Origin of the sequence: Prauserella marina, assembly GCF_002240355.1 — a bacterium.
Lineage (GTDB): Bacteria > Actinomycetota > Actinomycetes > Mycobacteriales > Pseudonocardiaceae > Prauserella_A > Prauserella_A marina.
Window position 1 is genome coordinate 5214032 of the sequence record NZ_CP016353.1, and the last position, 14551, is coordinate 5228582.

General features: G+C 68.1%; 12 protein-coding genes and 1 pseudogene. 8 read left to right on the forward strand and 5 right to left on the reverse strand.

The features are described from left to right. Nucleotides 1-23 precede the first annotated feature (23 nt). From BAY61_RS23915 to BAY61_RS33945, 4 genes and pseudogenes are all read left to right on the forward strand, one after another. A complete protein-coding gene (locus BAY61_RS23915) occupies nt 24-4628 on the forward strand; it encodes an ATP-dependent helicase (RefSeq protein ID WP_091807397.1) in 4605 nt (1534 codons plus the stop codon). A 49-nt stretch (nt 4629-4677) separates the two neighbouring features. Continuing rightward, nucleotides 4678-5178: a peptide deformylase gene (gene def, locus BAY61_RS23920; RefSeq protein WP_091807396.1), complete on the forward strand. Its 501-nt coding sequence runs from the start codon at nt 4678-4680 to the stop codon at nt 5176-5178. 542 nt (nt 5179-5720) lie between these two features. Beyond that, nucleotides 5721-5903, forward strand: coding sequence for a hypothetical protein (locus BAY61_RS33940; protein WP_338061481.1), 183 nt, complete (start codon nt 5721-5723; stop codon nt 5901-5903). A 55-nt stretch (nt 5904-5958) separates the two neighbouring features. Next, nucleotides 5959-6285 (forward strand): annotated as a pseudogene (locus tag BAY61_RS33945) (VldE C-terminal domain-containing protein); the annotation flags it as partial. Nucleotides 6286-6294: 9 nt separating this feature from the next. Here the strand turns inward: BAY61_RS33945 and BAY61_RS23930 are convergent. After that, the gene (locus BAY61_RS23930) at nt 6295-7389 is read right to left on the reverse strand and encodes a GNAT family N-acetyltransferase (protein WP_420848828.1); all 1095 of its coding nucleotides are present in this window, start codon (nt 7387-7389) and stop codon (nt 6295-6297) included. Between the two features lie 131 nt (nt 7390-7520). After that, the gene (locus tag BAY61_RS23935; protein WP_091807392.1) at nt 7521-8039 is read right to left on the reverse strand and encodes a hypothetical protein; all 519 of its coding nucleotides are present in this window, start codon (nt 8037-8039) and stop codon (nt 7521-7523) included. A gap of 711 nt (nt 8040-8750) precedes the next feature. On the opposite strand from BAY61_RS23935, the gene BAY61_RS23940 reads away from it, so the two are divergent. Then, entirely contained in the window at nt 8751-9749 is a 999-nt protein-coding gene (locus BAY61_RS23940; RefSeq protein WP_091807390.1) for an outer membrane protein assembly factor BamB family protein, read from the forward strand. A 213-nt stretch (nt 9750-9962) separates the two neighbouring features. On the opposite strand, the gene BAY61_RS23945 is transcribed toward BAY61_RS23940, so the two are convergent. Then, nucleotides 9963-10727, reverse strand: a complete 765-nt coding sequence (locus BAY61_RS23945; RefSeq protein WP_091807388.1) for a maleylpyruvate isomerase family mycothiol-dependent enzyme — start codon at nt 10725-10727, stop codon at nt 9963-9965. Beyond that, nucleotides 10727-11362, reverse strand: a complete 636-nt coding sequence (locus BAY61_RS23950) for an SAV_6107 family HEPN domain-containing protein (protein WP_170140214.1) — start codon at nt 11360-11362, stop codon at nt 10727-10729. Before BAY61_RS23950 ends, BAY61_RS23945 begins: the two co-directional genes overlap by 1 nt. A 234-nt stretch (nt 11363-11596) precedes the next feature. Between BAY61_RS23950 and BAY61_RS23955 the strand changes: the two genes are divergently transcribed. From BAY61_RS23955 to BAY61_RS23965, 3 genes are all read left to right on the forward strand, one after another. Continuing rightward, nucleotides 11597-12142 (forward strand): YbaK/EbsC family protein, encoded by a 546-nt coding sequence (locus BAY61_RS23955; protein ID WP_091807387.1) that lies wholly within the window; start codon nt 11597-11599, stop codon nt 12140-12142. Next, the gene (locus tag BAY61_RS23960; protein WP_091807385.1) at nt 12139-12714 is read left to right on the forward strand and encodes a GNAT family N-acetyltransferase; all 576 of its coding nucleotides are present in this window, start codon (nt 12139-12141) and stop codon (nt 12712-12714) included. The genes BAY61_RS23955 and BAY61_RS23960 overlap by 4 nt, the downstream gene beginning before the upstream one ends. A gap of 205 nt (nt 12715-12919) precedes the next feature. Continuing rightward, nucleotides 12920-13540, forward strand: a complete 621-nt coding sequence (locus BAY61_RS23965; RefSeq protein ID WP_091807384.1) for an AAA family ATPase — start codon at nt 12920-12922, stop codon at nt 13538-13540. Here BAY61_RS23965 and BAY61_RS23970 read toward each other — a convergent pair. Beyond that, entirely contained in the window at nt 13519-14430 is a 912-nt protein-coding gene (locus BAY61_RS23970) for a DMT family transporter (RefSeq protein ID WP_091807382.1), read from the reverse strand. The two genes, BAY61_RS23965 and BAY61_RS23970, sit on opposite strands and share 22 nt — an antisense overlap. Between the last annotated feature and the right edge of the window lie 121 nt (nt 14431-14551).

Below are 14551 nucleotides of genomic sequence, written 5' to 3' on the forward strand. Positions count from 1 at the left end.
GTGGCAGGACGCATCATGGGGACGTGGGCAAGAACGTACTCGACCTCTTCTCTCCCGCGACCAAGGACTGGTTCGCGGGGGCCTTCGCCGCGCCCACGGCGGCTCAGGACGGGGCGTGGCTGGCCGCGCACGCCGGTGAACACGCGCTGGTCGTCGCGCCGACGGGTTCGGGAAAGACGCTCGCCGCCTTCCTGTGGGCTCTCGACCAGCTCGCGATCTCGCCGCCGCCCTCCGCGCCGGCGCGCAGGTGCAGGGTGTTGTACGTCTCTCCGCTGAAGGCGCTCGCCGTGGACGTGCAGCGCAACCTCCGCGCCCCGCTCGCCGGGATCTCGCAGGCCGCGCGGCGGCTTGGTCACACCCCGCCCGAGATCACGGTGGGCATGCGCACCGGCGACACCACGGCGACGGAACGCAGGGCGTTCACGAGGACACCTCCCGACGTGCTGGTGACCACTCCCGAGTCGCTGTTTCTCATACTGACGTCGTCTGCCCGCGAGTCGCTGCGTGGTGTCGAGACGGTGATCATCGACGAGGTCCACGCCGTCGCGGGCGGCAAGCGCGGAGCCCACCTCGCGCTTTCCCTCGAACGACTGGACGACCTGCTGCCGAAACCGGCACAGCGCATCGGGCTCTCCGCGACGGTGCGGCCGGTCGACGAGGTCAGTGCCTTCCTCGCCGGTGGCCGCCCCATCAGGGTCGTTCAACCCGAACTGGCCAAAACGGTCGAGGTCAGGGTCGAGGTCCCGGTCGCCGACATGGCCGAACTCGACACCCCGGCACGGCAGGCCGAACCGGCGGAGCCGCTACCGCTTCCCTCCGAGAACGACCAGGGGAACGAGCAAGGGGAAACCGTCCGCAAGCCGTCGATCTGGCCCGCTGTCGAGGAACGCGTACTCGAACTCGTCAGCCAGCATCGCTCGACCATCGTGTTCGCGAATTCCCGGCGGCTGGCCGAACGGCTCACCGCGAGGCTCAACGAACTGGTCGCCGAGCGGACCGAACTGGAGCAGGGACAGCGATTCCCCGCCGAGGCCATCGGAGAATCGGGGCTGACGGTCGGCGCGGAGGCGACGGTCGCCAAGGCACACCACGGTTCGATGTCGCGGGAGCAGCGGACCAGGGTCGAGGAGGAACTGAAATCGGGGAAGCTGCCGTGTGTCGTGGCCACCTCCTCGCTGGAGCTCGGCATCGACATGGGCGCCGTCGACCTGGTGGTACAGATCGAGGCACCGCCGACGGTGGCATCGGGGCTGCAACGGGTCGGCCGTGCGGGTCACCACGTCGGGGCGGTGTCGACGGGAGTCATGTTCCCCAAGTTCCGTGGCGACCTCGTCTCGTGCGCGGTCGTGGCGGAGCGCATGACGAGCGGCGCGATCGAAGCCATCCGCTATCCGCGCAATCCGCTCGACGTGCTGGCACAACAGGTTGTCGCGATGGTGGCGCTCGAACCGCGTTCGGTCGAGGAGGTCGCCACGATCGTACGGCGAGCGGCTCCGTTCGCCGCCCTGCCTGACGACGCGCTGAACGCGGTGCTCGACATGCTGGCCGGACGTTATCCGAGTGAGGAGTTCGGAGAACTGCGGGCGAGGATCACGTGGGACCGCGTCACCGGCGACCTGCGGGGCAGGCCGGGCGCGCAGCGACTCGCGGTCACCTCTGGCGGAACCATTCCCGACCGCGGCCTCTTCACCGTCATGACGCCAGGCGACGGCGACCGGCCCGGGTCGCGAGTCGGCGAACTCGACGAGGAGATGGTGTACGAGTCGAGGGTCGGCGATACGATCCTGCTCGGTACCTCGTCCTGGCGCATCACCGACATCACCCACGATCGCGTCATCGTGGTACCGGCTCCGGGAGAACCGGCGAGAATGCCGTTCTGGAAAGGCGACGCGCCCGGCAGGCCGCTGGAACTGGGCAGGGCGCTCGGCGCTTTCCTCCGCGAACTGTCCACATCGGACCCTTCTGCGGCGAGGGAACGAGCGGTGACGGCCGGTCTCGACGAGCGCGCGTGCGACAACCTCATCGGCTATCTCACCGAGCAGCGTGAGGCGACCCGGCATGTCCCCAACGACCGCACCGTGCTGCTCGAACGGTTCCGCGACGAACTCGGCGACTGGCGGGTCGTCGTGCATTCACCATTCGGCGCGCAGGTCAACGCTCCGTGGGCACTGGCGATCGCCGCCGGCCTTCGCGAGAACAAGGGAGTCGACGCGCAGGTGGCGCACTCCGACGACGGCATCGTCCTGCGACTGCCCGACGCGCTCGACGCCGACGGCCGCGATGTCGTGGTCGGCGCGGAAGACGTGCTCGTCGATCCCGAGGAAGTCGAGTCGGTCATCGTCTCCGAGGTCGGTGGCTCCGCCCTGTTCGCGGCCAGATTCAGGGAGTGCGCGGCGAGGTCGCTGCTGCTGCCGCGAAGGGACCCGCGACGGAGAACGCCGCTGTGGCAGCAGCGGCAACGCTCGGCGCAACTTCTCGGCGTCGCGGCGAAGTACGAACGGTTTCCCGTCGTACTTGAGGCGATGAGGGAATGTTTGCAGGACGTCTACGACGTCAACGGCCTGCGCGACCTCATGTCGGACGTCAGGGCGAGAAAGGTCAGGGTCGTCGAGGTCGAGACCCCTTCGGCCTCTCCGTTCGCGCGGAGTCTGCTGTTCGGCTATGTCGGCATGTTCCTCTACGAGACCGACGCCCCGCTCGCGGAGCGAAGGGCCGCGGCGCTCTCGCTCGATTCGACGCTGCTCGCCGAACTGCTCGGCACCGAGGCCATCAGGGAACTGCTCGACGCCGAGACCGTGGAATCGGTCGGGCGCTCACTTCAGCGACTCGACCCTGAACGCAACGCGCGGGGCGTCGAGGACGCCGCCGATCTGCTCCGGTTCATCGGCGATCTCACCGAGGCGGAGGCCGCCGAACGCGGAGTGCGCCCCGAATGGCTTGCCGACCTCGTCGCCGAGCGAAGGGCCATCCTGGTCAGGATGGGCGGCGAGGACCGCTACCTCGCCATCGAGGACGCGGGCCGGGTACGCGACGCGCTCGGAGTCGCGTTGCCCATCGGCATTCCCGAGGCGTTCACGGAGCCGGTCGCCGATCCCCTCGGTGATCTGCTGATCCGCTACGCCCGAGGGCACGGACCGTTCCCCGCTGCCGATGTCGCGAAGCGATTCGGGCTGGGAAACGCCGTCGTGACCGGACTACTCGACCGGCTCACGTCGGAAGGGCGGCTGGTGCGGGGCGAGCTCAAACCGCAATCCCGCGAACCGGGTATCGAGTATTGCGATTCCGGTGTCCTGCGCAGGCTGCGCAGGGCGTCACTCGCCAAGCTGCGTGCCGAGGTCGAACCCGTCGAACCGGCCGCGCTGGGCAGGTTCCTGCCGAGCTGGCACGGAATCGGGGGCAGGGTGCGTTCGGCACCGACGGCGGACGACGTGTTGTCCGTGGTCGAACAACTCGCGGGCGCCCCGCTTCCCGCGAGTGCGCTGGAATCGCTGATTCTGCCGAGCAGGCTTCCTGGCTACTACCCCGCCCTGCTCGACGAGCTGACCACGGCGGGCGAGGTGACCTGGTGTGGCTGCGGCGCGCTTGCCGGGGGTGACGGCTGGATCGCGGTCGCGCCGACGGATGTGGCCGACCTGTTGCTCCCCGATGTCGAGTACCCGGCTTCACAAGGTCCGCTGCACGACACCATTCTCTCCACATTGGAGGGTGGTGCTTTGTTCTTCAGGCAACTCGTCGACAGAGTGACGCCGATCGCGGAGAAGGCACCCGACGACGCGGACGTGGTCGCCGCGTTGTGGGACCTGGTGTGGGCGGGTCTGGTCACGGGCGACACGCTCGGCCCGCTGCGGGCTCAGGTGTCGGGCAAAGGCGCCACGCACAAGCCACGCCGCTCGGCGCCTCGGGGGCGATACGCGAGGCTGCGCGCGGGGCGGCCCTCGATGCCCTCCCGAACCGGACCGCCCACGGTGGCGGGACGATGGGGCCTCACTCCGGACAGGGCGACCGAACCCACCCGGCGGACCCACGCCCGCACCGAGTCCTTCCTCGAACGGCACGGAGTTCTCACCAGAGGCGCGCTGGACACCGAACGCGTCAGCGGCGGTTTTTCCGGGATCTACAAGGTTCTTCGCGGCATGGAGGATTCGGGGCAGGTCATTCGCGGATATGTCGTGGAAGGGCTCGGCGCCGCGCAGTTCGCGGCGAAGGGCGCCGTCGACCGGCTGCGCGCGGTCTCTGACACCGGGGGCCCGCGCAAACGACAGGGTGCCGTGGTGCTCGCTGCGAGCGACCCCGCCCAGCCCTACGGTGCGGCGCTGAATTGGCCGGCGCCCGTCGGGAACACCAAGCACCGGCCCGCGCGCAAGGCGGGTGCGCTGACCGTCCTCGTCGACGGGGTACCGGTGCTTTACGTCGAGCGAGGGGGTCGTTCACTGCTGTCGTTCAGCGACGACCGTGCCGTGCTGGCCGCCGCGGCACAGGCGCTCTCGACGTCGGTTCGGGAAGGCTGGCTGGGCCAGCTACAGGTTCAGCGCGCCGACGGGGAACAGGCGCTGACTTCCGAACTGGCGGATGTGCTGCGGGAAGCGGGCTTCCGGGCCACTCCGAAGGGGCTGCGGCTGAGGGCTTGATCACGGTCACCCTAAGCTACGGCAGCGAGAGTGAGAGGACCCGACGACGATGGCTGTGCGAGACCTGCGGTATTTCGGCGACCCGGTGCTGAAATCGGTGGCCGATCCGGTAACACGATTCGACGCTTCGCTCAAGGCGTTGGTCACCGACCTGCTGGACACCGTCGAACCGCCGGGCAGGGCGGGACTCGCCGCGCCACAGATCGGTGTCGGCCTGCGTGCGTTCAGCTACAACGTCGGCGGCGACCTCGGCTACGTGCTGAATCCGGAGATCGTGGAACTGTCGGAAGAGACGCACGAGATCAACGAAGGCTGTCTTTCGGTGCCCGAGTTGTGGTTTCCGACCATCCGCGCGAAGTACGCGGTGGTCAAAGGGGTCGATCTGCGCAATGAACCGGTGACCGTCGAGGGCAAGGAGGTCATGGCGCAATGTCTTCAGCACGAAACGGATCACCTCGACGGCAAGCTGTACCTGGACCGGCTGGAACCGTCTCGCCGCAGGGAGGCGCTTCGTGAAGCCCGTGGGCACGACTGGTTCTGGTCTCGCTGAGTCATCACGCCGACCTCTTGTCCACGAAAACGCCGAGGGGTCACGCTCGCACGGCTGTTTCGGCTGACGCGCTGCTCTCGCGGCGCGCCGGGTACTCGCGCGCTCGCCACGAGCGGGCCAGAATTCATATATAGGCCCAATGCCGCAGTCCACTACTCCGTTTGCCGTAGTGTGAGCGGAAAGCGGCGCGGGCCATCTTGCCACGTAGAGATGTCACCGGCCGAATACCTGCCGCACATGTGGACAGGTCAGCCGAAGGTCCGCTCACCGACCCGCGATCACTCTCGCGTCGGCGACCGAAAACAATCGGCATCTCGCTGCCGCGTATTACCTGTTTTTCGCGATCTGTGTCCATGCCCACTCGTTCGTGACATCGCCGTTGCCGGTTCGTAATCTGACCGGGCTTCTGACGTCGTTGATTTTCGAGGAACCGAAATGGCTGGCCGACATCGCGCGAAAAAACCGCGCTGGAGATTACCCGCGGCACTTGGTCTTGTTGCCGCAAGCCTTCTTGTCGCCAGCGTCTGGGCCACGAGCGGCCTGTGGAAGAACACCGAGGGCGCCGCGCTGGCGATCTCACTGCCAACCTCGACGACGGAACGGCCGACCTCGACGACGACAACCACGAAACCACCGCCGACCAGCACAACCACGACAACGACTCCGCCACCGACGACCACGACGGAGCCCGAACCGGAACCCACCACGACGGAACCGCCGCCTGAACCCCCGCCTGCCCCGCCACCCGCTTCCTGTTCAACGGATCTCGCCGGAACACAGCCGCACGTAGCGCAAGTGGGCAATCACATCCTGACACAATTCTCGGTCGATACCGTTCACGGTATTGGTGACCGAGCGGTGTCCGGTGAACACCCTGCGGGATTGGCGCTGGATTTCATGGTTGATACGGAAACCGGAAACGCACTGGCCGATTACGTGCTGGCACATCAGGCCGAATTCGGGGTGAGCTATGTGATCTGGAGCCAGCAGTACAACGACGGCAACGGCTGGTCGATGATGGAAGACCGGGGCAGCGTGACCGAGAACCACTACGACCACGTGCACGTATCGTTTCACCCCAGTGCCGAGGTGTCGGTGACCTGCTGACCCCGCCGGTCACAAGGTCATGCGCAGCAGGCCGTTCGCGTCGACCGCGCGAGCGGGGCTCAGTCCGGCACGCAGCGCGGCCCGCCGGATGCCCTCGCTTCCCGGCAGGCACGTGGCGACGAGTTCGCCACACCCACTCGCCGAGGCGAGAACGGCGAGCCGCCGGAGCAGTCCCGAACCGAGACCGTTGCGCTGCCAGGAATCTTCGACGAGCAGGGCAATCTCCGCGCTGTCCGAACCGGGTTCGAAGATCACTTGGCCCAGCCCGACGATCTGCCTGCCGCCCGCGGCGACCACGCTGATTCCGCGCGGTGGCACGAGAAGGCGACGCAGTTCGTGACGAGGCATCATCCTCGGCCCCGAGTGGTAGCGCTGGAACAACGTGGCCGCTGAACACCGGTGATGCAGGGCGATGGCGGCGTCCGCATCCGCGGGTGTGCCGGCCCTGAGCACGACGGCGGCCCCGTCCTCGCAGGTGAGAACAACCGAACCGGCGACGTTTCGCTCGGCCGAACGAAGCAGGCCGAGCAGCGCCTCCGCACGCGCGAGTTCCTGTCGCACGAACGGAGCCCACAACCTGCGGGCCACGAGAGAGCCGGTGTCGCCGAAGCCGAAGACCGCGCGGTGCCCGCTCTCGGTCCGCCCCGGGTTGGCCTCGTCGGCCGGTACGACCGTGACGATGTCAGCCGCCAGAATCTCCTTGAGCGCATCGGCGGACGCCGCCGGATTCGTGATGGCCTGGTTCGCCGACGACAGCGCCGCGGCCGATGTGTCGACAAGTTCCCTCACGTCGGCGCCGGTGATGCCGACGCACTCACAGTCCTGCCGCTGGACCGCGGCCATCACCTGAGAGCGGGTGCACTCTCCCGCCGACCTGACGACGATCTCGTCGAGAACACCGCCCCGCACGGGCAGTACGGAAAGGCTCAGGATGTTGCATCCCAGGTCGGCGAGACGGATCGCGAGCATGGCGAGTGTCCCCGGCCGGTCGGCCATCCTGACGCGAAGCCGCCAGGTGTTGGACGTGCGGCCTCCGCCCAACACATCCGGGCTGCCGTCGGGCAGGACGGAGTAGCCGGTGGATCGGGCTGCGCGCGGGTCCATGACCTCACGCTCCCTCGGTCTTGTTGCCGGTCGGCGGCACCGGTGTTTCGCCCTGGTCAAGCGATCGCCATGGTAGGCAACAACGTCGAAACATCCGCCGTGCGCGGCGGCGGACGCGGGAGACCGGTCCGCTACCGCACGGACACGTCGGCGGGCGACCGGAAGCCGAGCAGTTCTCTCGCGTCGGCGAGATCGGCCGCGGTACAACCGGGGAAATGATCGTCGATGCGCTGTTGCCGGTAGGGGGTGTGTTTCGACCCGAGCAACCAGGACGTGCAGTCGGCCACGATCTCAAGCCGGTCGCCGTACTTTCTCCACGCGGCGTCGAGCCCTCCGGCCAGGCGGCCCTGCTGCACGTGTGCCCACTCGTGGCGGATCACGCTCGACACCATGTCGCACGGGGTCGTCGGATTGATCCCGATCATGTGCGCGTCGAGGTACGCCTGCCCTTTCCGGGCGATCCCGGCGACGCGGACGACGTCGCGGGGATCCTCGCCGAGTTCCTTGATGGTGCGTTCGTACTCGGTGTTCCAGTCACACTGCCGTGGAGGTGCGGCGGCGGCGAGTTCGGCGGGGGCGTTGGGGATCCGCAGCACCAGCGCGCCAGCAAGGATGTTCGCGATGATGACCGCGCCAAGAAGCCGTCGCACCCTCTGTCCTCACCCCGTGGTCGGCGCGCTCGACGGCGGTGAGCGATCGAGCGAATGCCCAGTGTCACAGATCGTAAGCTATGCGTAATCACCCCAACACGGGGAGGGAGCATTGGCGGCCTCCGTGGGCAATTCGGACAGTGCTACCGGGCGGGACTGTCGAATAACGGTTGCCAGAGCAGGACCGGTGAGGCAGGGCTCTGCCGGGACAAGGCCCTGGCTGGGAGGCGGGGCCCCTCCTGCCGGTCGGCGATTCCAGTCAGCGGCGCTTCCGATCGCGCTTCTTGTCAGCGGCGCTTCCGATCGCGCTTCTTGTCAGCGGCGCTTCTGGTCAGGCGGGCTTCGTGTCAGGCAACGCTTCTGATCACAACGGTTCGGGCCGGGGCAGCGGTTTCGGTCCGGCGGCACTTCCGGCCGGGCAACGCCTTGTGCCGACGACGGTTCCGGCCGTCGCTTCCGGCCGAGCAGCGGTTTCGGTCCGTCAACGACGTTGGTCGGCAACGCTCCAGTCGGCTACCGCTTCCGCCGGGCGGCGGTTCCACCATCGTTGGGTGCCGTCTCGTCGGCACCGGTCCGGCGAACGTCGATCCACTGTGGACAAGGTTCCCAGGGACCCGCCGCGCTTCACCGAGCCGCGCGGCAGGTCTCGGCCCGCGACCCGAGCGCGCAACGCGGTTGCGTCTCCCCCGCCCTGCTTGATGGACTACGGGGGTGTTCGAGATCCGCTGGGAGCGGCAGTTGCACCAAGCTGGTACCGACACCGGTATCGCGGTCACCACCGGCGGATACGTGGTGCTCCACGAGCGGCGTACCAGGCTGGTGTGTCTTGATTCCGCTACCGGCTCGCATCGCTGGGACGTGCCCGTCGGCACCTGGCCAAGGGCACTCGCCGTCGCCGGCGAGCACTGCTACGCGCTTCCTCAGAACACCAGCCGGTTGCTGTGCTTCGACCTGGAAACCGGACACCGCGTGTGGAGTACGGAACTCGATTCGACCACCGGGCATCTCGTGGTGTCCGGCGACGCCGTCCTCGTGGGCGGCTGGCGTGGCTACACGTCCCCGCGCGTGGTGGACCGCGCGACGGGAGAGCTTCGGTGGCAGACGAACGACCGGCAGCCCACCGTGCGACCGATCGCCACGGACGGCGGTTTCCTCTTCGGCGAACCCGGCGGTTCGGCGGTGAGGTTGCTCGACCGGCGGGACGGCACGGAACTGGTGGCGTGGTCATTGCCGCACCCGCTCATCGACACCGACAACAAGGCGACGTTCACCAGCGCCGGAAGCGACCGGTTCTTGACGCGATGCGGTTCTCGTACGGTGGCAGACATCCGGCCCTCGCGAGGTACGGTGCGAGAATTCCTTGTCACCGACCATGATCTCGCTGTATCGGCACCGGTTCACGTCGGCGGCCTGCTTTGGCTGCGCGAACGCCGGGCGGGCTTCACGGTCGCCCGCCTCACCGGCGATTGCCTGCCGTACCGAGTCGATGTCGGGCAACCCCTTCTCGATCAGGTCGTCGCCGTCGAGACCGGGTTTGTCGTCGCCTCCATGACGGGAATCCTGTTTCACCTCGATTTCGACGGCCGGGTCACCGAACGTGTCACGGTGTCGCGCAGGATCACGGCGCTGCGCGCTCTTTCCTCCGCCCATGTGCTGGTGGCGACGAAGGGAACCTTGCTGGCTGTCGGGGTCGGACCGAACCACGGATAGTGCCTGCCCCGGAGTCCACATTGGTTCGTCACCGTCTGATGTGGCCAGCCGGCCGGTCGGCTCCGGCAGCACGCCCCGACGACGGCGACCCGGGTGGTGGCCGGATCATTCCGTTCCGGCCACCACGGTCACCACGGTCACCATGGGCACGAGCAGCACGACCGAGGTGCGAATCCGATCGACGGGACGTTGCTTCCCCACAAGCCCCGGTGATCATTTTGTCGCCAACCTCAGCAACGCCCACAACTGTCCCACCGCGTCGGCGTCGCCGTCAGAGTGGATTTCGGTGAGCCATCTCCTGCCCCACAACCACAAATAAACGATGACCGGGCTCCCCGACACCACCGCGTCGGCGTGCTCGACCTCTCGGTCCGAACAATGCCACGCGACGGTCTCTTCCGGCCCCGCCCTCGCTATCCAGGTGTGCCCTCCGGACCGCACCGCGACCGAACTTCCGCGGGTACCGCTCAATCCGAGCATCGGGAGCCGGTGGCTGAACCACAAAGCCAGCGCCTCGTCGATGCCGTCGATGGCGAAGTCGTCGGCGATCTCGGCGTGTGGCATCCGCGCGGCGTCCTCGACGTCGTACCGGTGGATGGTGGTCTCGTGTGCCATGCGCCGAGCCCAGAAACCATAGGTGGGATCGGCAGGCCACCAGGTGGCCGCCCGCTCGCCAGGATCGTGCCAGGCAAGCACCTCTTGCAGATCGACGAAACCCTCGCGCACATAGCTCTCGACGGTCTGTCCCGGCGCCGGATCGCGTTGCCACTCCCGCGGCAGGGCACCGTCGACCAACCAGCCCAGCGTCTGCCGGTACATGCTGCCGACATGCCGGAGTACCTCGCCGACCGTCCACCCCGGACTCAGTGGAACGGGTAGATCCGGTGGTGTCGCGTGAGAACTCTCGATAAGCAGTTCACATTCGTAGCCGAGCGCCTCAAGGAACCTCCCGTGGTCGATCAGCGCCTGCCCCGCCATCATCTCCTCCGTTGCCGGGGCATCCGTGGCGGATTGACGCACTGATTGCCTGCCCCTGCCGGTCGTGGGTGGACGGCACGCTGTGCCAGCGCGACGAACTCACGCGCGTTGCGCAACAACTCGTCGGCCGAATCAGCGGTGATGTGCCGGGAGTTACCCGCCTGCGCCGCTGCCCTCCTTGCCGAATTCGCGGCGAAGAACGCGGCCCACTGCGCCAGCTCCGGTGCCGCCGAAGCGAGCAGCGTCCATACGCTCTCCGGCCTTGCCCTTCCCCGGTGCGGCCTGCCCCTCGCGGCGAGGATGGCGGCGGCGGCACGCAACGCCGAAAGGTAGGCGGAGATGAACCGGTGGGCGGCATCGGATTCCCTGCCCGCCTCGGCAACACCGTGCCTGGCCTGGTTCAGCAACGACACCGCCGCGGGCGGAGCCGGTGGCCTCACCTCGATCGGCAACGCGGACTGACCGGCCGGAGCGGCATGGCTCGCCGGGTTTCTCACCTCACCCGCCCTGCCAGGGGCCACCCTTCCGGCTGCCTGCCCTTGTCCCGGCCTCGCGACCGGATCGCCGTGATCTCCGGCCCCTCCGAAACCGCGCGGTGCCGTCGGACCGTTGCGCGCCGCGAACACGAGCGACATGGCCCACCTCCCTCTTCGAGCCGATCCGGAGCACTTCCGGCGGCCCCGGCGCGCAGATGCTTCCCCCATCCACACGCCGGGAACCCCGGACCGGAGAACACTCCACCGGTTGTCGAACGTATGTTCGAACATCTCCAGAGTAGCTTGCGACCGCGACGGGCTCAAGCCTGGGTGCTGGGGCTATTGGAGCGATCTGCGTCGCATCGGCAGGCCATACCGTGATCTCATACCGGTATGAACACCCTCGATCACCCCGCCGTCGCCAAGGTCTCCGCCGCGCTCGTCGAGGCAGGCCATGTCGCGGCGGCCGAAGGCATCCGCATCCTGCCTTCGGAAGTACGTACAGCCGTTCAGGCCGCGGAAGCCCTCGGTATCGAGGTCGGCGCCATCGCCAACAGCCTCATCTTCCGCGCCTCCTTCCCGCGCACCGACGGCACCCACGGCACAGAGGACGCGCCCGTGCTCGCGCTGACCTCGGGGGCGCACCGGGCCGACACGGACACGCTCGCCGCGCTGCTCGGCGCCACCTCCGTCGGCAAGGCGGACCCCGATTTCGTCAAGCGGCACACCGGCCAGGTGATCGGCGGCGTCGCCCCGGTGGGTCATCTCGGCCCGATCAGAACTCTCGTCGACACCGCGCTTCGCGACTACGACGTGGTCTGGGCCGCCGCGGGGCACGCGAAATCGGTCTTTCCCACCACTTTCGAGGATCTGGTCACCCTCACCGGCGGGCTCGCGGCGGACGTCGCGTCACCGGCAGGACAGGACGTGCCACGATGACCGCGATGTCCTCCGGATACCAGCGACTCGTCGAGCTCTCCCGCGACGAATTCCGCGCCAGGCTGCGCGAAGCGCTCAACCTGTACGTGGCCGCCATGAACTACCCGCCGGAAACAGCGGACCAGCGCATGCCGATGTGGCTCACCCACGCGCTGCGCGAGGGCTGGCGCTGTGTCGGCGCGCTGGACGCCGACGGCGCGCTCGTCGGCCTCGCCTACGGCTACCGGGGAAGCCAGGGACAGTGGTGGCACGAGCAGGTGCGCCGCGGCCTGACCGGCGAGGACGGCGAGCAGGCCGCGCAACGCTGGCTGAGCGACTACTTCGAGCTGACCGAGATCCACGTCCGGCCCGACCGGCAGGGCAAAGGCACTGGAGAAGATCTGCTGCGCGGGCTGGTCGAGGACGTGTCGCAGGAAAACGTGCTGCTGTCGACTCCGGAAGGCACCAGCAGGGCCTGGAAGCTGTACCGGCGACTGGGTTTCGTCGACGTACTGCGGGACTACTGCTTCGCGGGCGACCCGCGTCCGTTCGCCATTCTCGGCCGCTCGCTCCCGCTCGACCAACGGGACTAACAGGACTAACGCGACCAACGAGACCAGCCCGGCAACGAGCCACTAGGTCCTATCCGCCTTCTCTCGTGGGATGACGACATCATCTGGGATCGAGATCTCAATTCGCGGTCCTCGCCAACCTGCGGCTTCGACCGGAACGCTGTGAAATCCCTGTTCTCACCCGAATCCCCGGAACGCGCCGTGGCACCGGCACGTTGGCGCTTGCGTGAACTGCCCCATCTCGGATCAACTCTGCCTTCGACTCGACCGGCGAGCGCTCGTCGTAGTCGCCGGATTACCCGGCGCAGGCAAGAGCACACTGCTGCGCGGCCTCGACGCGCCCCCTACCGTGGTCGTACTCGACACCGACCAGCTCAGAACGAGACTCAGGGCATTCTTCGGACCCGGCATCGCCTACGGCTGGTACCGGCCGCTCGTGCATCTGTTGCAGATACTCCGGCTGCTGTTCCACGCGATCCGCGCGAAGGGACCCGTCGTGGCGCACGATCCGGCGACCGGGGCCGTGGCACGGTGCGCTTTCGTCCTGCTCGGCGCGCTGTCCCTTCGCGAGCGGCACCTGCTGTGGATCGACTGCTCGGTCACCGAAGCTCTCGCGGGGCAACACAAACGCGGAAGAGTCCTGTTGAGCTGGTCGTTCAGAAGGCACGCCCGCAACGCGACGGGTACCCGCGACCGCATCGACGCCGGTCGTCTCCCGTTCGGCTGGCACACCGCGACGCTCACCGACAGGGCGAAGGCGAGCAAGGGGCTCCGGCTGGAGATCGACGAACCCGCCGGCGCCGGAATCCGGCGCCGGCAGGCGGATCACCGCCGGGGCCGCCGGTAACCGGCCGCGATGGACGCCGCGAGCAACGCGGCTCCGCACCAACCGAGAACACCGAGCCGGTCACCCAGCACAACGGCGGCGAGCAGAGCCGCCGTCAACGGTTCGAGCAGTGCCGACAGCGCAGCGAGCACCGCGGGCGAATCGCGAAGACCGCGGAAGTAGGCGGCATACGCCAGCGCTGTCGGCACCACCGCGAGGTAGGCGGCCACCGCGACGACCTCCACCCGCAACGGCAGTGCCATGCCGAACCAGGCGGCGGCGGGAAGCAGCAGGATCCCGCCGACGACACACCCGAAAGCCGTGGTGCGCAAGGGATCGAGGCCGGCGACCTCCTTGCGGGTGACCAGGGTCAGCGTGGCGAACCCGCAACCGGAGACAAGCGCGGCCAGCACACCGGCGAGCAGGGTCCAGCTTTCTCCCGTCTCCTGCGGCGACCAGGTGAGCAGCACGAGCCCCGCGATGGCACCAGCGATGGCGAGCAGGGTCGCGGGGTTCGGCCACCTGCGGTCGACGAGCGCCCCGCCGATGGCCACGAAGACCGGCGCGCTGCCGATCGTGGTCATGGTCGCGATGCTCACCGAGGTCAAGGTGACCGAGGCGAAATAGAACGCCTGGAACACGGCGAGCAGCACTCCGGCGGCGAGCACCCTGCGCACCACGGGCTTTGTCGGCGCTGCCACGCCGATCCCGCCGAGCCGCCCCGTGAGACCGAGGAACAGCACGGCGACCGCGCCCCCGAGCAGCAGCCGGTAGGCTGCGACCGCGAGCGAATGGAGCCCGGCCTCCGAGGCAAGTATGGAACCGGCGAGCCCGCCGGTTCCCCACAGCACCCCCGCGACGACGAGGCTGATCGAACCCGCGCGAACCCGCGCGGAGGAAAGTACGGACATGCGAGAAGCACGCTCCAACGTCGAAGTGGAAAGGACGACGACGGCGCGGGGCGCGACGGTAAAACGGAAGAAAGACAGCACCGTACGGCCGATGCCGCACAGTGGTCAGTCGTTCACACCC

Bases quoted from the DNA above. Each gene is read 5' to 3' on its own strand.
- BAY61_RS23970 (WP_091807382.1), bottom strand. From the start codon at position 14,430: ATGTCCGTACTTTCCTCCGCGCGGGTTCGCGCGGGTTCGATCAGCCTC.
- BAY61_RS23955 (WP_091807387.1), top strand. From the start codon at position 11,597: ATGAACACCCTCGATCACCCCGCCGTCGCCAAGGTCTCCGCCGCGCTC.
- BAY61_RS23945 (WP_091807388.1), bottom strand. From the start codon at position 10,727: ATGGCGGGGCAGGCGCTGATCGACCACGGGAGGTTCCTTGAGGCGCTC.
- BAY61_RS23960 (WP_091807385.1), top strand. From the start codon at position 12,139: ATGACCGCGATGTCCTCCGGATACCAGCGACTCGTCGAGCTCTCCCGC.
- BAY61_RS23950 (WP_170140214.1), bottom strand. From the start codon at position 11,362: ATGTCGCTCGTGTTCGCGGCGCGCAACGGTCCGACGGCACCGCGCGGT.
- def (WP_091807396.1), top strand. From the start codon at position 4,678: ATGGCTGTGCGAGACCTGCGGTATTTCGGCGACCCGGTGCTGAAATCG.
- BAY61_RS23930 (WP_420848828.1), bottom strand. From the start codon at position 7,389: ATGGACCCGCGCGCAGCCCGATCCACCGGCTACTCCGTCCTGCCCGAC.